Origin of the sequence: Limosilactobacillus sp. (assembly GCF_040772465.1) — a bacterium.
In the GTDB taxonomy this organism is placed as follows: domain Bacteria; phylum Bacillota; class Bacilli; order Lactobacillales; family Lactobacillaceae; genus Limosilactobacillus.
Genome location: NZ_JAXGYB010000003.1, coordinates 50,664 through 70,259 on the forward strand (window position 1 = coordinate 50,664; position 19,596 = coordinate 70,259).

Sequence of the window (19,596 nt, forward strand, 5' to 3'; positions counted from 1 at the left end):
TCCATATTGGCCCCATTATGGCAAATTTTAAAAGGCAAAACAACCGCCAAATAAAAAGGCTGGCAAACGCAATGTTTTCCAACCTTCTAATTTTTTAAAATTTACTCTTTTCAATGCGGCGCTTATCCAGCCACTTGACGAGGGCCAGCACCGGCAAACCGACGACAACGATCACTACGAAAAGGATCACGCCCTGCGGATCGTTGAAAATTTCACTGATCAAAACAAAAATACCACCAGCCAAAGCAACAATCGGCACAAACGGATAGAGCGGCGTCTTAAACGGCCGAACCGATGGATCCGGATTGCGCTTCCGCAAGATGAAGATACCGACGAAAGCTAAGGTGTAGAAAATATAAACCGTGAACACACACAGGTCTGACAGACGGTCCGGATCAAAGAAGCACATCATAATCGCTGATAAGATAAAAATGAACAGCTGTGCCGAAAGTGGTTCACGCGACTTAGGCGTCACGTAGCCGAGCAAGTTGGAGAACGGTAAATCATGACGCTTTGCCATGGCATAGACAATCCGTGGGAAAGTCATAATCTTCCCGTTTAGGGTGCCCATCATCGAAATGATGATCCCCGCGTCCAACAGCTTGCCCCCGATCGTTCCGAAAGCGGCCTTCGACATGTATGAAGTCGTGTTTTCACCCAAGCGGTGAATCGTCTCGACCGGAATGAAACGCAAGACCCCATAAGTGATCAAAGTGTACACAATTAGGACAAATGTAATCCCCAGGACAATTGCTTTTGGCAGCACTTTCTGAGGATTCTTCATTTCACCACCAAGGCTAGCAACCAGGATCCAGCCATCGTAGCCGAACAGCGTTGCCAGGATAGCGACACCGAAATTACCAGCGCTCTGGTGAACTTCAGCCACCGTTTGGCCCAAAGCGTGCTGGTGACCAAAGAAGACACCGAAGATAATGATAGCCGCAATTGGAATCATCTTACCTAACGTAGTGATGATAGCAAACCAAGCACCGGCCTTATTTTCCAAAATATTAATAACCGTAATCGCTAAAACCGTGATGATGGCTAGCGGTGCCCGCCACTGAGCTCCGAGGCCAAAGAAGTTAGCCATTAAGATACTCATAAAGCCGGCAACCGAAGCAATGATCGCTGGTCCGTAGACAATCACCTGCATCCAACCGGCCATAAAGCCCATCAGGCGGCCATAGATATTTTCAATGTAGACATAAAGCCCACCAGTGTAAGGCATCTGTGCCCCAATTTCGGCCACTGTTAACCCACCGGCAAGAGTGATGATCCCACCAAGAATCCAGGCTAACAGGGCCATCGTAGATGAACCAGCACTGTCCAATACTGATCCTTGCTTAAAGAAGATCCCTGAACCGATCAGGGTCCCCACAACAATTGACAATGCTGATCCAAGGCCAAGTGAGCGTTTCAGCTCGTGGTCCTGTTGCTGTTTATCCATCATTCTCGCCCCTTTTTAATCAAATTTTAATAATCGACGTTTATAAAAATAACACTAATATTCATGAGAATCAAGTGGTCTGAACAATTATCGGGTTCAAGTTAGCAAAAAGTCGGTGGTAAAAAACCACCGACTAATTTAATTTTTAAAGTTAAATACACATTGAACTTCTTTAAAGCTGGTCAAAATACAGTTTTGCTAATTTTTCGTAAAACTGAACTGACTTGTAATAAATATTCAAATCGCAGTATTCATTCGGTTGATGTGACGTTGCCGACCCTGGGCCGATCAAAATACTGGTGAAGTCATTGCTGGACTGGGTAAATTCGGACCCATCATTAGCACCGCCACTGCCCACTACCTGAACCGGATCGTCAAACATCTGGTCATGAACACTCTTAGCCTGCTGGATCAACTTTGAATTCGGATCACCGACCATCGGTTCTTCAGGATAGGAGTATTGGATGCTTAATTTGTGATCTGGCATCTGGTTGCACTTAGCCACTAGGCCTTCCAAAGCGGCATAAATTTCCTTATTCGGGTGTTCTGGAATTGTCCGAATGTTGCCCATCATCCAAGCTTCTGAAGGAATCGAGTTGACCTGGTCACCACCCCCGATTTTCGTCACACTGGACACTTGATGGCCCAAAACGGGATTCTCTACGTGCTCGAATTGTCCTAGCACGTCTTCCACTTGGTTGACGAAATCGAGCAAGTTAGTGATCGCATTAATGCCCTTATCAGGGAAGGAGCTGTGAACAGACTTGCCGACAGAGGTGACCTTATAATCAATCACCCCTTTAGAAGTGTAAGTCAGTTTACTCATGTTGTCGCCAGGTTCCGAGATAACTAAGGCCCCGAGATCGTCGACGTAGCCTTTCTTGGTCAGTTCAGCAGCCCCGTATTCGCCGGTTTCTTCGCCAACTGTCAATAATAATTTAATCTTGCCAGGAAGCGGCGTGGTCCCATCCAGCATCTCGAGCAGCGCGCAGACGATTGCTGCCACCCCGCTCTTCATATCGGCAGCGCCACGTCCGTAAAGCTTGCCGTCCTTGACTGTTGCCTTAAAGGGATCAGTCGCCCAGTCATCTAGATTGCCGGTTGCCACCGTATCCAAATGGCCAGAGAGACCGAAAACTGGGCCATCGCCACCCTTCGTGGTCACTACCAGGTTGTCTCGGCCGGGTGCATAGGTCACGTGCTCGACGTCCACCTTATCCGAGTATGGCTTGAAAAGGCTGGCAATATAATCTGCCACGTCTGCCTCATGGTCGTTGACTGATGGAATGTTGATAATATTCTTAAAGATCTCTAATTGTTTTGTTTGGTCCATAATTCAGCCTACTTTCCATATTTGTGCTGGAGTTTAACTGCTTTGGCGTACATCTTCGTCAGATTGCCACTCTTCTTCTGTTGGGCAATGACCTTGTTAACTTCCTTCAAGAGTGCCTTATCATTCTTCCGGACGATCGCCCGATCAGCCGTGTATTTAGCTGGGGTGTAAATCTTAATCTTAGCTAATGCATAAGTATTCGGATACTTGTGAACGTAACCTTTAGCTGTATCACCACTGCACATCATCGCCTGGATGGTGCCGTTCTTGACTTCAGTGGCCATGGCGTTGTTAGAACTCTCCACAACCAGCTTCGATCCCTTCAACTTGGACTTAACCAGTGCTTCCTGATTAGATGATTGTTGAGCACCAACGGACTTCCCTTTCAGCGAAGCTTTGGTGGTGTACTTATTCAGGTTAGACTTCTTGATCAGCAAAACGTTATTCGTTCCCTTATCCTTGTCATTATGGTAAGGATTGGAGAAAGCCACGACTTTGGCACGAGCTGGCGTGTATGTCATCCCGGCGAGGACGATGTCGACCTTGTTGTTCTTCAGTTCGCTGATCAATGATGGGAAGGCGACGTTGACAACCTTCACCTTGACCCCCATATCCTTAGCAATCTTATTGGCCAGCATCATATCAAAGCCGACATACTTAGTCTTGCCGTTTTGGGTAATGGGAAATTCCATCGGCGCAAAGTCGGCTGAAGTGCCGACCACTAAAGTTTTCTTATCCTTAATCTTTTGGACACTCTGGTCGCTGGAAGCTGACTTGTTACCACAACCAGCCAATCCAAATGATATTGTTAAGAGGGCAGCGGCTGCTACCAAAGCTAATTTTTTAATCTTTTTCCACTTCATAGGAACATCCTCCATTATTCATCAATATTCATCATGAAGTTAGATAATTATTAGTCGTTAGATGAATATTATTGCTTATATTGCGTAAATTGGTGTATATATTCACATGACATTCATATAGTAATGCATATTGATTCATATTACAAGGCTAATTATGAATTTTTACTGAATTTCTCGCATATTAGACTGTGCTATAATGAAAGCACCCTTGGCAGGAGTGGCTTCGTGCCACTAAAAAAGGAGGACGCAAATTGCGTCCTCCTTTTGTTATTTCATCGTGATTAGTCTTTGACCTTTACAACCAATGCCTGGTATGGCTTGAGGTAGAGCACATTGTCGGCTTCTTCCAGATCATCGTAGTTATTCAAAGCGACATCCAATTGATCAAACTTCTGGTCAATCGTTGACAGGTCATAACGTACCTTGTCCTTAGCAAATGAAGTAATAACCAGGTAAGTTGCCTTGTCATCTTTCCGTTCGTAGGCAAATATGTCGGAATCGTCTGGCGACAACAGCTTGAAGTCGCCTTCGATCAGGGTATCAGTGTTGTCACGCAGTTTCAGCAGTTTCTTGTAGTAAGCCAGAATTGAGTTTGGATCTTTTTCGGCTTCAGCCGCGTTGATTTCCTTGTAGTTGGAGTTAACGGTCATCCACGGCTTACCAGTAGTAAAGCCGGCTTCCTTGTCCGTATTCCACTGGAATGGTGTCCGGCCGTTGTCCCGTGACTTACGCTGAATGATGTCCAGTGCTTCTTCCTTGGAAACACCCCAGTCCAACATGTGGTTGTAAATCTGGTGTGAGTCTAAGTCGTGGTAATCATCGATGCTCTTGAAGTTGACGTTGGTCATGCCGATTTCATCACCTTCAAAGATGTATGGCGTTCCCTTTTGCAGGATGTACATCGTTGCCAGCATCTTAGCGGATTCCTTGCGGAAGTGCTTGTCGTCACCGAAGCGAGATACCAGCCGTGGTTGGTCGTGGTTGCCTAAGTACAGGGCGTTCCATGACATCCCCTTCTGCCATCTTGCTAAGGTGTCACGCAGGTCACTCATCTTGAAGCGAACGTTGGAGTATTGACCGAAGCGACCAGAGTCGACATCCATGTGTTCAAACTGGAAGACCATGCTCAGTTCGTCTGGACGAATGTACTTCGTTGCTTCCTGAACCGTCGTGTTAGAAGTTTCACCGACCGTCAGCATGTTGTACTTGCTGAAGACTTCCTTATTCATTTCCTTCAGGTATTCGTGAAGGTGTGGTCCGTTAGAAACACAAGCAAAGACGTTACCGTAGTCAGAGCCGGCAGCCTTTGGCAAGTCAACGAATGGACGGCGCTTGGACAGGGAGTTCAGTGAGTCGAGACGGAAACCGTCGACACCCTTCTTAGCCCAGAAGATCATGCAGTTGTAAACAGCCTTCCGCACTTCAGGGTTGTCCCAGTTTAAGTCGACTTGCTGCTTAGCAAACATGTGCAGGTAGTACTGCTTCCGTTCTGGCACGTATTCCCAAGCGGAGCCACCGAAGACCCCACCCATGTTCGTTGGGGCAGAACCATCCGGTTTTGGATCTTCCCAGATGTAGTAGTCGGCGTACTTGCCTGTCCGTGACTTCTTAGATTCCTGGAACCACTTGCACTGGTCAGAAGTATGGTTAACAACCATATCCAGCAACAGGTGCATGTGACGGTCATGAACATCCTTGATTAATTCGTCAAAGTCATCCATCGTCCCGTAAATGGGGTTGATAGATGTGTAATCAGCCACGTCATAACCGTTGTCGACCATCGGTGACTTAAAAATTGGTGTCAGCCAGAGGGTGTTAACACCTAAGCTCTGCAGGTAGTCCAGACGGGAAATGATGCCTTGCAGATCACCAATCCCATCACCATTAGTATCCTGAAAACTTTGTGGATAGATTTGGTAAACAACTGCTTTTTTCCACCACTCACTCATTTTTATTCCTCGTTTCTTTGTAATTCTCTGGCGCGTAAGCGCTTTTTCTTATTGACAATTACAGTATATGTGAGAATCAGGTTAAGTGCAACCGCTTTCACAGACGATGGCAGTCTTTTATAACATATTTTGTGTTCAGTAATTGCTTGGCAACCGTTTGCACAAACATTAGTTCAACTATTTTCAGTGATATTATATTTATTTATTAATAAAGCCTTAGAGAAGACTTCCCGTCCTCCCTAAGGCTTCTTCACTATGCCATTTTAATTCTTGAATGAATGGATCGGGGCGGGCAAAGTGCCACCGCGATTGATCATCTTGGCTGGTGAACCAGAGCCGACGTCCATTACAGGAGCATGACCTAGCAGGCCACCAAATTCAACCGTGTCACCGACCTTCTTGCCAGGAACAGGAATCACCCGCACAGCCGTTGTCTTGGCATTGATCATCCCGATGGCCGCTTCATCAGCAATCATCCCGCTGATTACTGCTGCCGAAGTATCACCAGGGACGGCAATCATGTCGAGGCCGACGGAACAAACGGACGTCATCGCTTCCAGCTTGTCGAAGTGGAGATGGTCATTTTCCACGGCACGGATCATCCCTGCATCTTCAGAAACAGGAATAAAGGCGCCAGAAAGGCCACCGACGTGACTGCAGGCCATAATGCCGCCCTTTTTAACGGCATCGTTGAGCATTGCTAAGGCCGCGGTCGTCCCGTGAATCCCAACCGAAGACAGGCCGATTTCTTCCAGCACTTCTGCCACTGAATCACCGGCAGCCGCCGTCGGTGCTAATGACAGGTCAACGATCCCAAAACGGGTGTGCAGACGTTTAGCCGCCTCACTGCCGATTAATTGACCCAGCCGGGTAACCTTGAAAGCCGTCTGCTTAATCGTTTCGGCAACGACATCCATCGACTGGCCACGCACTTTTTCCAGAGCTGCCTTAACAACACCAGGACCAGAGACACCACAATTAATGACCGTATCTGCTTCGCCAACCCCCAGGAAGCCACCAGCCATGAAGGGATTATCGTCGACGGCGTTGCAGAAAGTGACAAGCTTGGCATTGCACATGTAATCACGCTTCGATGCGGCCACGACAACCTCACCCATCTGTTTAACGGCATCCATGTTGATTCCCGCCTTCGTTGAACCCAGGTTAACGGAAGCACACACTAAGTCCGTTTCGTCCAAGGCCTGGGGCAGTGAATCGATCAGTACACGGTCACCGCTACCGTAACCCTTCTGCACGAGGGCGGAAAAACCACCAATGAAGTCCACGCCAATGGCATGGGCGGCCTTATCCAGCGTTTTAGCGTACTTGACGTAGTCATGATCACCGGAAGCCGCAGCAATCATAGCGATTGGCGTCACTTCCACCCGTTTATTAGCAATCTTGATCCCATATTCTGCTTCCAATTGCTGGCCGACTTTGACCAGATCCCGGGCTTTCGTCGTGATCTTGTCATAGATCTTTTGACAAGCACGATCGCTGTCGCTATCGATGCAATCAAAAAGCGAAATCCCCATCGTGATGGTCCGCAGGTCAAGCCGTTCGTCGTTGATCATCCGCAGTGTTTCGCGAATTTTAGCTGTTTCCATTCAAATGCCTCCTAGAGTTGGTGCATAGCGTTGTACAGCGCTTCGTTTCGCACATTAATGTCGACATCCAGCTTCTTGCCCAACTGATTTAATTGTTCGATCAACTGGTTAAAATCCTGATTTTCATCCAGCTGTACCATCATCATCATCGTAAAATTACCGTCCATGATGGTCTGTGAGATGTCGAGAATATTGATTTCTTGAGAGGCTAAAAAGGCTGAGACGCCTGCAACAATACCTGGTTTGTCTTTGCCAATCGTCGTTAAAATTGCTTTCATATTGTTTCCTCTTTTCTGCAAATACAGTAGACTTTTTTCCTACTATAACAAGGATTTTGTGCAGTGACTAGGGGCATTGTCAATTAACTTATTTACGCCGGCGGTAAACATGAAGGACATATATCAAAATCATTAAAAGCATCAGTACCGCTGTCATCAGCAGGGTATCCACCCAGGCCCAGTGGCGACCAGCTAATGGCAATGATACGTTTTCGCCGTAAAATCCAGAGATAATCGGCGGAATCGCCAGCAGTAATGACCAAACAGTTAAAAACTTCATCGTATCGTTAAGTCGATTGTTCAAAAGATTGCCAAAAGAATTTTCTGCTTCACTAACTTCTTCGCTAACCACGTCAAACATCGCTTGGCACTGTTTAAACTCTACCAACGTATCGTTCAGGGCTTGTTGAATGGTCTTACTTTCATCACTATCAGACTGGTAGCGTTGCCGGAAAATCGTTTGCAATTCTTGCAAAGCCACCAAGTTGCTAGCGGTCGCCGAGCGCAGGTAGATCAACCGCGTCTTCAGTAGCGATAGTTCGTCCAGGCGGGCATTAGTAATGCGACGCAACTGTTTATTCGACAACTTATCGGTCCGGTCAATGATATCGTTGAGAGCCACAAAGTACGGTTCCAGGGTCCGCGATACAATCCGAAAGATCAGTTCATGAATTTGCCCCTGCGGATTCAACGGTAGATTGGCAAAGAGACGCTGTTGGTTGTGAACGTGAATAACAGTTACGAGGAGGTTTTTGTTAAAACCTAAAAAAAGCGGGGTAGTACTTTGCTGCGGCCCATTCGGTCCCGAAACGCAACGCAGTACCAAAATTCCTAGGTGCTCAATCATATCATAGGTTGCCCGTGGCTGTTCGTGACGGTCCAACATGTAGTTCTTGATTTTTCGCGGTAGCTGGTACTTACTTACCAAGTGACCGATTTCGTCAGGCGCCGGCGCCGTTACTTCTAACCACAGATAATTCTTCAAGTGATGTTCTTTGATCATCGTCCACCCCTCCTATTAATTAATTATATGACCGCCTTTTGGACGCGCCAAGCTGTATACTAGATGAGGTAATAAAGGAGGATGAGAGAAATGCACAAAACAGAGGTCGATCATAGCTGGTTTCACGAAAGCTATGATGGTGAAGATCGTGATGATAATTGTCGCAATGAACTGAGCATCATCCCAGATACCTGTGAAGACCAACTTAATATTTTATTGACCAATGATGACCGCGACGGCCGTCAATTTAACAACACTTTTGCTTTGCAACGGAGTGACGTCGTTGCCCTCAAGACTTTCCTCGACCAATGGCTCAATCGTACTAGAAAGGAGAAAGATGGCCGCTAGACCATCGACAACACCATGAAATATCGACTGCAATCAATTCTTTTTGTCTTTGTTGCCTTCATGCTTGGCTGTAACGAATACATGATCGTGGGGGTGCTGCCGGATATCTCGCACGAATTTGGTAACTCACTATCTCAGCTGGGTTTGCTGGTTACCGTCTTCGCTTTTGTCTACGCGATCTCCACCCCACTGATTACCTCACTGGCTAACCGCTGGCGCAGACACCACGTCCTCTTAGTCCTGATGATTATCTTCTTTATCGGTAATACCTGGACCGCGCTTTCCCATGATTACCTGTCACTGCTCTTATCACGGATCCTCACTGCCACAGTGGCCGGAGCAATCATTTCGCTGGTCCTCGTGATGGCTAACTACGTTGCGCCCCGCAATAAACGTGCCAGCCTGCTATCCTGGGTTTTCGCCGGTTTCAGCATTGCCTCCGTCATCGGCATCCCCATCGGAACCGTCATCTCGACCACCTTTTCCTGGCACGATAGTTTCTGGATGATTACGGTTTTGACCATCATCGTTTTTCTGGCGTTGCTCTGGTTGGTGCCGCGCGACACTCCACAGGTCAAGAGCTCTTTTGCTAAACAGTTCACCCTCTTCCAGGATCGGCGAATTATCACCGGAGTGATCTTCGTCATCACCGTTTGCGCAGCGGACTACAGCATCTACACCTACATCCGACCGATGATTACCAACGTGATGGGTTTTGACAACACCTGGTTAAACTGGTTGCTCTTCGCCCAAGGGATCGTGTTCATTATCGGCAACAAATTCGGTGGCTTCGTTGCTGACCATGGGGGCATCCGCCGTCTGCCGACTATCTACGTCATCATGACGATTCTTTACATTGCCTTATCCCCAATGCTGCATTTCCGGTGGCTGGGTGTCGTCATCATCGCTTTACTTTGTGTAACTTTCTCATGCTATGGTGCTTCCACCCAGCTAATGTTTCTCGACATTGCTGAACACAAATATCCGCAATCCCTTGACCTGGCTTCATCTTTAAACTCTATTTTCGCTAACATCGGGATTTCTTTAGGGTCACTGAGTGCATCATTAGCCGTCAACTTTACCGGCGTCGCCAACTTAGGCTTTGTCGGGGCTGTCTATGGCCTGCTGACGACTATCCTCATCTTTAATTTGCACCGGCATTACCAAAGCAATAACTAAATTACAGTATTTCCGCCCTAATAACAAAATAAATCCAGCACCTTCATCTCAGAAAGCGCTGGATTTTGTTTTATTAAGCAATTGCTCTGGCCAGTGCATGGCTAAGAGCCCGCTTATCAGAAGCGGACGACAGAGCGAACTTCTTGTCATATTTCTGGGAATGACGTTCAGCCAATTCCGACGTCTTCTTGTCGATGCCATCCTGGCAAACAATCACCAAGTCAGCTTGGCGAATCGCCTGCTTCAGCTTACTGGACGTGACGTTTTGTGACTGGGAAGCGTCTAGCCGGTAGTAAATGCCGTGGTGTTCATTCACCGCTGATTTGAGCTCATCTTTTTGCTTTGGTTTGGCGCTGATTACCAAAACCTTACGCTGTTTGAGATCAAAATCATCGCTGACAACGATTGGCGAAGGTTTGCTATGATGCTTGGCCGTCTGCGGTTTTGCTGTAGCCTTAGCGGAACGATGAGCAGTAGCCGCTGAACTGTCGGCTTGATTATCAGCCGTCTCCTCATAGACCCAGCGAATCGTGCCCGACTTGGCATCACGCAAAGCATTGCCGTGATCGTAATAAGCATAGTCAATTTCCATTCCCGGCTTGAGGTTGCGGTTGGCGTAGTGCTTCGGGTCAATCAGGATGTTCGCACCAGGTTCATTATCGAGAACACTATGACCATCACGAGTCCCTTCAATCTGCAGCATCTTAGTTCCATTGACAGATTTCAAAATCGCGTGGCGGATGACGTTAATTGCCTGCACCTGCCGTGGCAAGTGATCATCGGTAATCTCTTTAATCTCTGGTAATTCGTTGCCATGAGCTGGTGCAGCCGCAACGACATCACCATCACTTAGCTCAAATGGCAATTCATGCAAAACACTTTCTGGATAGTACTGGTGGTTGATCAGCGCCCCACTCAGCTTGCGATGAACAACGTAGTGATGTTTGGCAGCTAACTCTGCTTCCGTCAGTGGTTCTGGACGGTGCGGGTGTTCCTTTTCAGCTTGGGCATGCAGGCGTGCGTCGATGTCAATGTCATCCAGTGCTTCCGTCGGCTGCTGATCAGCGGCGTTGGACAAAGAACGGTTCAATAAAGAGGCAAAGTCACCGCTAACGCTGCTAGGCATGGCTTCACTCGCCGCTTTGTCTAATTCATGCGTCATCATTGAAGGTGCATCCGAATCAATTGGGTGTGGTCCACGGTAGCGTTGACGCATCCGAAAATGACGGTTGTGATGGTCATGGCCACCTTTACTATGACTATTACTATAGCTGCGTGAATCACGATAATGTTCATTTTGTGGTAGCTGCACATGTTCACGATCATCAAACGGTTGTAATTCGTTGAGCAGTCGTAAGATCGTGGTCAGACTGCGTTGAGTTTGGCTCAAACTGGCTGAGTCACTCGTTGTATGCCGGAGAATTTCCAACAATTCATGCCGGTAATCATACATTTCAATCATCCTTTCTGCATATAATCGGTCATTATTAATTGTAACAGTTATTAGCATATAACCGTATAAAAATGATGGAGATATTCTAAACAAAAAAGGAAACATGTTAGAAGTTAGTCAAAACTTCACACGTTTCCTTTTTAGGACTTAGGCTAAAGACTCCATATTTGCAACGATCAAAACTGAGGTCTAGCAAGTCAAATAATTTAGAACTTCAACATTGTCTTAATGGCTAACCCCAACGAACCGGGTTTCCGATTGGCTTTAATTCGGTGCTGGCGAATACGGTAACCATTGACCAGGTCACGGGCGTTTTGATCAAATTCGGCAGCTTTATCTTCCCCATATTCACTAAGGAGTTGTTGATAAGCTTCACCAAGATGATTGCCCCGTGGACCATCACTTGCATCATGAGCATCGGAACCCAGGAAGTAAGCCATCCCGTTGGTAATTAACTGCCGACTAGCAGAGCGTGCATCATCACCATAATAACCAGTGTAAGCAGATGCAGAAATCATCAACATGCAACCATGTTCAGCCCACTTATTTAAAAGCTCACTGTGCTCCATCAAAGATTGGTTACGTTCGGGATGGCATAACACCGGAATAATGCCAGCATCAAAAAGATCACCCATCACCTGATCGGCATAGCCAGAAACACCCCGATCGCTCAGTTCAACCAACAAGTACTTCTTACCTTCGTCGGCATACACCAGTTGTTGTTCATGCAGTTTGTCAATCAAATGAGTGTTAATCCTGTTGACGGCTGACACAAAAATTTTCATTTTCAGTCCTTGCTGATCAAGCAACTTGTTCAGACCTTGACCCACCTCAGCAGCCCCTTTGGGCTTAAATGAAAAACGGTCATCCCCAGCATGCGGAGTAGCAAGTATGACAGTAACTCCTTCTTTTGCTGCCTGTTTTACCATTTCGGTAGCCTGATCCGTATCTGTCGGGCCATCATCTATTAATGGCAAAATATGGTTAAGTAAGTCAACTGTCACTTCAATCACTCCATTTCATATTATTAGCGCAAAATTTTTTGCCAATCAGCCACTAAACGGCTTTCAGTATATTGTCTGGCTGTATCATTTGCTCCAGCAGACAATTTTTCCATTTTTTCCTTATCATTGAGCAGGATCACTGCCGCGGAGGCTAAGTCTCGCGGATTATGTTTCTTTACCAAAACACCATTGATCTGATTCCTGACCAAATTATTCGCAATATACGGTACATCAAACGTTACTACCGGAACGCCAGAGGCCATCGCTTCCAGTGCATTCATCCCAAAGGCTTCACTGCCCGTTGGGTTGACGAATAAAGAAGCATCCTGGAAGAATTGAGAATCATATGGCTCGTAAGGCACAATTTTTACTTTATCTTGTAACCCGGTTTTTTTCAAGAGTTCTTTGATTTCTTTTTCTTGTTGTGAGTTTTCAAAATAGCCCTGTAGTTTGAAATGCACCGCCTTATCTTGCTTGGCGACATGATGAAAAGCACGGATCAAGTCCCCCGTTTTTTTAGTTCGTCCCAGCATCCCGCGGTAGACAATAGTTGGATAAGCACTATCACCGTGTCCTTGGTGCAGCTGAACGTAAGAATCAGCAGCAACATCAAAAGAAGTCTGAGGCAGGTTCCTGCCAAACCGTTTTTCAAAATCCTGACGCTGTTCGTCCGTGGCAAAGACAATATGGTTAAAATGAACGGGCATGCGTCTGTGAGGATCAAACAGTGTTTCTTCTCCTGCTAACAACGGCGATTTTTCAATATTTTTGGGATTTTTCACTGGAACGGAATGGACAACTGCAATTCTAGACAGCGGATTATTTACTGCAAGTGCAAACTGATCCATCCCACGACGTTCGGTAATAAAATTGCCACGCTCTTTTTGGTTAATTTCATTTAAAAAGAAGGAGAAGAGTGCTTCTTCACTGTTAAATACCCAGTCCCGACCCTTATAAGACATTAATTTCCACATGGTCGGGCCAACTTGGCCATTTTTATTCATATAAGTGACCAGAATAGCGGTTGATCCATCCGGGCGTAAATAGCGTGAAGCGCCCAAGGATCCATCAATATGGTAAGCATCCTGGCGACTGGCAAAGCCACGTGAATCCCACTGTTCACTAACAACAATATGACCGAGCTTGTCATAGTAATCAATTTTACCAACCTTCGTGACCTCACTTGGCATATAATTTAAAATTCCCTTGCGGTTGCCATAATATTCAAAAGCAGCTTTGTTATTGTCTAGTCCCTTTAAGTGGTAAGTATCGAAAGGAAACGACGGCAAGTAATGAACATTGACCGGTTTCACTGGGTGGTTAATCTGTCCTTGAAAGTAGTCATACATATTGATGACGCATTGGCTGTCAATGTGGTGACTGGCTAAGTTATGAGACAGGTCACTAGAATAATCCTTCAGTAGCAGCTTGACCGGAATGCCATTCTCATTCAGTGCTTTAAGACGTTCAAAAGTGGAGAACTCAGGCCCGTTATTAAAAGTAAAAACGTTATTGCTGAGTATGTAGTTCATCTTAGTCCTCTCCTAACTGCTTCTTAGCATCATCAAGCAATTTTTGCCATGCTTGCCAAACGCTATCACTGGAATAACGATTAGACATCTGATAAGCATTGTTACTCATCTGCTGGAGCAATTCCGGTTCCTTTAGCAATTTGGTGATTCGATCTGCCATCGCATCTTCGTCATTGTAAGGAACGACATAACCGTTTTTGCCGTTTTCGATAATTGAATTTGGGCCGTAGTTGGTATCGTAGGTAACACCAACGACACCATGCGAACTTGCCTCCATAATTGCTAAATTGAAGCCCTCCATTGTGGAAGCGAGCGCAAAGATTTGGGCGTCATCGTAGACTCTGCCGATATCTTCGGAATAGCCCTTAATCGTCACTGCATCAGCAATCCCACCATTCTGAGCAGCTTGTTTGATAGCTTCCTTTTCCTTAGTGGAATTAGTGTAGCCCCAGATGTCAAACGTGACCTCTGGCACTCGCCGATGCACTTTTGCAATTGCGTGGACGATCTTAGGCATCTGCTTCTCAGTGGAAATACGGGCAGCAATGATCACTTTACCAAAAGTTCTCTTTGACTCAGGGACTCGTGGAGCCTGTAATTGCTCATCGGGGACGATCCCCACAGGAATCGTAAAGAGATGCGCATGTTGCGGATTAAAGCGCCTGCGAACGTCTTCAGTTTGGTTCGGTGTCGCAGAAATAATAGCATCGTAACGATCGATGTTGTACAGCCCATACTCGTAATTGTCATTCAAAACCGAATGCATTTCATCCTGGGCATCAGCCCCCTGGGAATTGTGCAGATGGAATACTAAGTAAGCTGGACGTTTGAGAGCTAAAATGACGTCATCAGCTAACAATGAGCGATCTAGCACAAAGATATTCTTGCCTTGAGCGTTGACGTCGTCGAGAAATTTTTGGAACAATTCACGTAAGGTATTGAAAGTAAATACTTTGCCTTCGCGGTCGCGCAACATCCATCCCGTCTCCCCGAGCTGACCATGGATGTCAAATTGGAAAAACTGTTGAATCACGACTTGACCATTTTTACCAATCCATTCCTTACGCTCCACCTTATTGTCTGGTGAATACCAATCAATTTCTGATTTAAAGCCGCGACTATCATAATTATTAACACAGTAGAGGTTGCCGAAGCAGTCAAACATTTCTGTGCTGATCACCCGCTTGTCATCATTGGCATCATAGTTAACCCGGCACAGGAAATGACCATCCGGAGCATTCACTAGGTAGCGGTTATTGACCTTTTCTTCTTGGACATTGACGTTAGGATAGCCCAAATCCAAATCATCGATGGTCAGGTGTTTGGTTTCCTCTTTTTCCCGGTCCTGGTAATAATCAAACATGCTTAGTACGTCATCGCTGCTTAAGCCTGACTGAGCCACAACTTGGTGAAAAGTGGCTGACCATTCGCGTGTAATAATTTTTGCAGGAACATGGTGTGCTTTAAAAAGCTTAATCCGTTTTAATTCTGTGTGTTCAATGCCCGATTTTTGTTCGGAAAGATTAAAGTTAATAAAGTAAATCATGAAATAGCCTCGTTTAAATGCATTTCAGTGTTTGGAACTCGTCTCTGGGATCCATGACCACCCTTACTTTTGGCGGACATTTTTGACCTGGCCAGCTTCATTGCGACTTTTACTAGCCCCCTTATCAGCACAAGCGTGAATTCCCATCGCTTTAGTTAGATTAATGATCGATTCAGCTTGTCGACGCATAGCTGCTACTTCTGCCGAAGAATACCCACGAACTTCATGATGCTTAGAATTAAGATAATGGTGTTCTTTGGCAGTGGAAAATTCATTTGAATGACGCTCTTTTTTACTGGTCATGGTAATCTCCTCAGAAGTAATTTACTCACTGAGTATAACATGTTTAATCAGCTCTCAGGAAAGCAATTATCAATTTTTTGATAAAAAGTCATCGTAACATAGTTTCATAGATCGGTAACCGACGATACAAAAATAGCCTTTAGCATTCGGAAAAACCGGACACTAAAGGCATCTTGTGTCTTACGGAAAGGGGAGGCCTCTACCACCTAGCCGTCTTAACCTTAGTTTTCACTCAACGAAGCCAGCCGTTCCTTAGCCGCATCCAGCTTATCCTGCCAATCAGCAGCCTTCTGCTTCTCGGCGTCGACAACCTTAGCCGGTGCGTTGTTGACGAACTTCTCGTTACCCAATTTCTTTTGGGAACGGGTAACTTCAGCTTCGAGTTTCTTAATTTCTTTCTTCATCCGGGCACGTTCCTCATCCATGTCGACGAGTTCTTGCATTGGGATGTAGACTTCGGCGTTAGTGATCACTGCACTCATTGCCAGCTTTGGTGCTTGCAGATCTTCATCCAACTTGATGTCAGAAGCATTGCAGAAGCGGTTGATGTAGTCTTCGTTATCCGCAAAGATCTTCTTAATCTGATCATTAGCCGGCTTGATCATCAATTCAACCGGCTTGGACAGTGGAGCATTAGCTTCACTCCGGATGTTCCGGACAGCCGTGATCAGTTCGATCAGCCGATCCATCTGTTCTTCGGCGTCTTGATTGTCGAAGTCAGCATTTTCTTTAGGATATTGGCTGACCATGATCGACTTACCCTTGTGCGGCATGTCTTGCCAGAGTTCTTCGGTAACAAACGGCATTACCGGGTGAATCAGGCGCAGGGTTTGGTCGAGGACGTAGGCCAGGATGTCACGCGTATCTGCCTTTTCTTCGTCCGTTCCGTTATTCAGGGTTTCCTTGGTCAGTTCGATGTACCAGTCACAGAGGTCGTTCCAGATAAAGTTGTACATAGCCCGGCCAGCTTCACCAAACTCAAACTTCTCTAATTGGTAGTTAACCCGCTTGATCCTGGCGTTGAGTTTCGACAAAATCCAGCGGTCGGTCAGATTCCACTTGCTAGAGTCAGGAAGCTGTGGCTTGGTGTTTTCGTCCAGGTTCATGATCACGTAGCGACTAGCGTTCCAGATCTTGTTGATGAAGTTCCAAGCAGCGTCCATCTTCTTATAGGAGAAGCGGATGTCTTGGCCTGGCGTGGACCCAGAAATCAGGAACCAACGTAATGCGTCAACCCCGTACTTCTTGATAACGTCCATTGGGTCAATCCCATTACCCAGTGACTTGGACATCTTTCGTCCCTGTTCGTCACGAATCAGGCCGTGCAGGATAACGTTGCGGAACGGTGCCTTGCCGGTGAATTCCAGACTCTGGAAAATCATCCGGGCAACCCAGAAGAAGATAATGTCATAGCCGGTAACCAGGGTCGTAGTTGGGAAGTAGCGCTTAAAGTCAGCTGAATCCGTATCTGGCCAGCCCATCGTGGAGAATGGCCAGAGGGCTGAACTGAACCAGGTGTCCAGCACATCAGAATCACGCGTCCAGTTTTCTTCGTCCTTCGGTGCTTCCATGCCGACGTAAACTTTGCCGGTCTTCTTGTTGTACCAAGCCGGAATCTGGTGCCCCCACCAGAGCTGACGGGAGATAACCCAGTCGTGGCAATTTTCCATCCACTGCTTGAAGGTGTGTTCGAAACGCTTTGGTACAAAGTTAACGGCATCCGGACCATCCTGGTTCTTCAAAGCTGCTTCGGCCAGTGGCTTCATCTTAACAAACCACTGGGTCGAAAGCCGGGCTTCAACCTGCACACCGGTCCGTTGGGAGTGACCGACAGAGTGGACGATTGGGTCAACCTTCAGCAGGTAACCTTCCTTCTTCAGGTCAGCAACGATGGCTTTCCGGGCTTCGAAACGGTCCATCCCCTGGTACTTGCCAGCGTTCTCGTTTAGAGTGGCGTCTTCATTAAAGGTGTTCAATTCAGGCAGGTCGTGACGCTTACCAACCAGGAAGTCGTTCGGGTCGTGAGCTGGGGTAATCTTAACCATCCCGGTCCCGAAGTCGGTCTTAACGTAGTCGTCGGCGATGATTTCGACTTCGCGGTTAACTAACGGCACTTTGATGTGCTTGCCGACGATGGCCTTGTAACGTTCGTCATGCGGGTTAACAGCAACGGCTTCGTCACCGAACATCGTTTCCGGACGAGTCGTGGCAATTTCGATGTAATCCTTGCCGTTGAACTTCGTGCCGTCCGTGAATGGGTACTTCACGTGATAGAAAGCACCCTTGTCGTCCTTGTGTTCAACTTCGATGTCGGACAGAGCGGTACGAGCTTGCGGATCCCAGTTAATGATGTAGGTAGCCCGGTAAATCAGGCCCTTCTTGTAAAGATCAACAAAGACCTTCCGAACGGCCTTGTTCAAGCCTTTATCCAGAGTGAAGCGTTCCCGATCGTAGTCGACGGAAATACCCATCTTAGCCCATTGTTTGTGAATGATGTCGGCATATTCGTCTTTCCAATCCCAGACCTGCTTAACAAACTTTTCACGACCGAGATCGTAACGAGAAATACCTTTTTCACGCAGACGTGCTTCAACCTTCGCCTGGGTAGCAATTCCGGCGTGGTCCATCCCCGGTACCCAGAGGGTGTCATAACCCTGCATCCGCTTGCGACGAATAATGATGTCTTGCAGCGTGGTGTCCCATGCATGCCCCAGGTGGAGCTTGCCGGTAACATTCGGCGGCGGAATCACGATTGAATAAGGATGTGCTTTTTTGTCACCACTTGGCTTAAAGAAGCCATTGTCAATCCACCATTGGTAGCGGCCCTTTTCGACTGCTGTCGGGTCGTACTTGGTAGACATTTGCTTTTTTTCTACCATACAAAAAACCTCCTCAATGACTAGTGACTTGGAAAATCGGCAGACTAACAAAAAAGCTCGTCCTAACAAATAGGACGAGCTTGCTCGCGGTACCACCTAACTTAGGCTCCATCACGGAACCTCGCTTAAGTCACTTGTTAACGGAGTAGAATCTCCGGACCTGCCTACTGGATTCAGCAGATCAGCTCGCGAGCTACTTTCCAAACAAGTTAGTGGCACTCCTTTCATCTAACGAGTGCTCGCTGTAGCACAAACTTGATCGTACTCTCTCGGTCGTTGCTTAATTGAAATTAGTGTACTTTCTTTTCAATAAGACGTCAAGCCTTACAACAACTTTTTCAAGGCATTCAAAGCAGCTAAGTAGTCTGGTTCTTCTGTTTCTTCAGGAACCAGTTGTTCATAACGGATCTTGCCGTCTTCGTCCATGATGAAAATGGAGCGAGCCAGTGTCCCAGTATCTGGAATCAGAACCTTGAGGGCGTAGCCAAAGGACTGTTCTGCGTCTGACAAAAGCCGGATGTTATCCAAGCCCTGGGCAGCACACCAGCCCCGCTGTTCGGCAACGGTATTGGTTGATACGGTAATGAAGTTAACCTGCGGGTAGTCTTCCATTGCCCGGTTGAATTTCCGGGTCTGAATACTGCAGACGGAAGTATTGATATCGGGTACAACGCTGAACAGGGTAACTTTCCCGAAAAATTCGCGGGTCTTTACCCGTTGATCTTTTTTATCAAACAACTTGAAGTGAGGGATATCAACGCCAACTTCTGGCAAATCTCCCACAAGTTGATACGGCTTTCCTTCAATTGTTACTTGCACGACAAACGCTCCTTTCAAACTAGCAACGTGGCGACTCTTTTGCCACCGGCATT

General features: G+C 46.7%; 16 protein-coding genes and 1 other annotated feature. Of the genes, 2 read left to right on the top strand and 14 right to left on the bottom strand.

The window, feature by feature from the left end; all coding sequences use genetic code 11:
- Nucleotides 1-94: 94 nt before the first annotated feature.
- The 7 genes from AB3114_RS03915 to AB3114_RS03945 all read right to left on the bottom strand — a co-directional run bounded on the left by AB3114_RS03915 (nt 95) and on the right by AB3114_RS03945 (nt 8,480).
- The gene (locus tag AB3114_RS03915) at nt 95-1,447 is read right to left on the bottom strand and encodes an APC family permease (protein WP_367341960.1); all 1,353 of its coding nucleotides are present in this window, start codon (nt 1,445-1,447) and stop codon (nt 95-97) included.
- Between the two features lie 172 nt (nt 1,448-1,619).
- Complete coding sequence (locus AB3114_RS03920; protein WP_367341961.1) at nt 1,620-2,780, bottom strand: ArgE/DapE family deacylase; 1,161 nt, start codon at nt 2,778-2,780, stop codon at nt 1,620-1,622.
- 8 nt (nt 2,781-2,788) lie between these two features.
- A complete protein-coding gene (locus tag AB3114_RS03925; RefSeq protein WP_367341962.1) occupies nt 2,789-3,643 on the bottom strand; it encodes a transporter substrate-binding domain-containing protein in 855 nt (284 codons plus the stop codon).
- A gap of 281 nt (nt 3,644-3,924) precedes the next feature.
- Nucleotides 3,925-5,592 (bottom strand): alpha-glucosidase, encoded by a 1,668-nt coding sequence (locus AB3114_RS03930; protein ID WP_367341963.1) that lies wholly within the window; start codon nt 5,590-5,592, stop codon nt 3,925-3,927.
- A gap of 263 nt (nt 5,593-5,855) precedes the next feature.
- Nucleotides 5,856-7,199: a PFL family protein gene (locus AB3114_RS03935; RefSeq protein ID WP_367341964.1), complete on the bottom strand. Its 1,344-nt coding sequence runs from the start codon at nt 7,197-7,199 to the stop codon at nt 5,856-5,858.
- Nucleotides 7,200-7,210: 11 nt separating this feature from the next.
- Nucleotides 7,211-7,477 carry an ACT domain-containing protein gene (locus AB3114_RS03940; RefSeq protein WP_367341965.1) on the bottom strand — a complete coding sequence of 89 codons (267 nt, stop codon included), beginning with the start codon at nt 7,475-7,477 and terminating at the stop codon, nt 7,211-7,213.
- Between the two features lie 88 nt (nt 7,478-7,565).
- Complete coding sequence (locus AB3114_RS03945) at nt 7,566-8,480, bottom strand: magnesium transporter CorA family protein (RefSeq protein ID WP_367341966.1); 915 nt, start codon at nt 8,478-8,480, stop codon at nt 7,566-7,568.
- Nucleotides 8,481-8,570: 90 nt separating this feature from the next.
- On the opposite strand from AB3114_RS03945, the gene AB3114_RS03950 reads away from it, so the two are divergent.
- Both AB3114_RS03950 and AB3114_RS03955 read left to right on the top strand, forming a co-directional pair.
- Nucleotides 8,571-8,828, top strand: coding sequence for a hypothetical protein (locus tag AB3114_RS03950; protein WP_367341967.1), 258 nt, complete (start codon nt 8,571-8,573; stop codon nt 8,826-8,828).
- A gap of 15 nt (nt 8,829-8,843) precedes the next feature.
- Nucleotides 8,844-10,007, top strand: a complete 1,164-nt coding sequence (locus AB3114_RS03955; protein WP_367341968.1) for an MFS transporter — start codon at nt 8,844-8,846, stop codon at nt 10,005-10,007.
- A 73-nt stretch (nt 10,008-10,080) separates the two neighbouring features.
- On the opposite strand, the gene AB3114_RS03960 is transcribed toward AB3114_RS03955, so the two are convergent.
- The 7 genes from AB3114_RS03960 to tpx form a co-directional block, all read right to left on the bottom strand.
- Nucleotides 10,081-11,469, bottom strand: a complete 1,389-nt coding sequence (locus AB3114_RS03960) for a DUF2325 domain-containing protein (protein ID WP_367341969.1) — start codon at nt 11,467-11,469, stop codon at nt 10,081-10,083.
- Nucleotides 11,470-11,666: 197 nt separating this feature from the next.
- Nucleotides 11,667-12,464 carry a tyrosine-protein phosphatase gene (locus AB3114_RS03965; protein WP_367341970.1) on the bottom strand — a complete coding sequence of 266 codons (798 nt, stop codon included), beginning with the start codon at nt 12,462-12,464 and terminating at the stop codon, nt 11,667-11,669.
- Between the two features lie 23 nt (nt 12,465-12,487).
- The gene (locus AB3114_RS03970) at nt 12,488-13,813 is read right to left on the bottom strand and encodes a glycosyltransferase (RefSeq protein ID WP_367341971.1); all 1,326 of its coding nucleotides are present in this window, start codon (nt 13,811-13,813) and stop codon (nt 12,488-12,490) included.
- 184 nt (nt 13,814-13,997) lie between these two features.
- Entirely contained in the window at nt 13,998-15,542 is a 1,545-nt protein-coding gene (locus tag AB3114_RS03975; protein ID WP_367341972.1) for a glycosyltransferase, read from the bottom strand.
- Nucleotides 15,543-15,605: 63 nt separating this feature from the next.
- Complete coding sequence (locus AB3114_RS03980; protein ID WP_367341973.1) at nt 15,606-15,845, bottom strand: hypothetical protein; 240 nt, start codon at nt 15,843-15,845, stop codon at nt 15,606-15,608.
- Between the two features lie 221 nt (nt 15,846-16,066).
- The gene (locus AB3114_RS03985) at nt 16,067-18,724 is read right to left on the bottom strand and encodes a valine--tRNA ligase (protein WP_367341974.1); all 2,658 of its coding nucleotides are present in this window, start codon (nt 18,722-18,724) and stop codon (nt 16,067-16,069) included.
- A 67-nt stretch (nt 18,725-18,791) separates the two neighbouring features.
- Nucleotides 18,792-19,010: a binding site (T-box leader), on the bottom strand.
- Nucleotides 19,011-19,048: 38 nt separating this feature from the next.
- Complete coding sequence (gene tpx, locus AB3114_RS03990; protein ID WP_367341975.1) at nt 19,049-19,543, bottom strand: thiol peroxidase; 495 nt, start codon at nt 19,541-19,543, stop codon at nt 19,049-19,051.
- Nucleotides 19,544-19,596 lie beyond the last annotated feature (53 nt).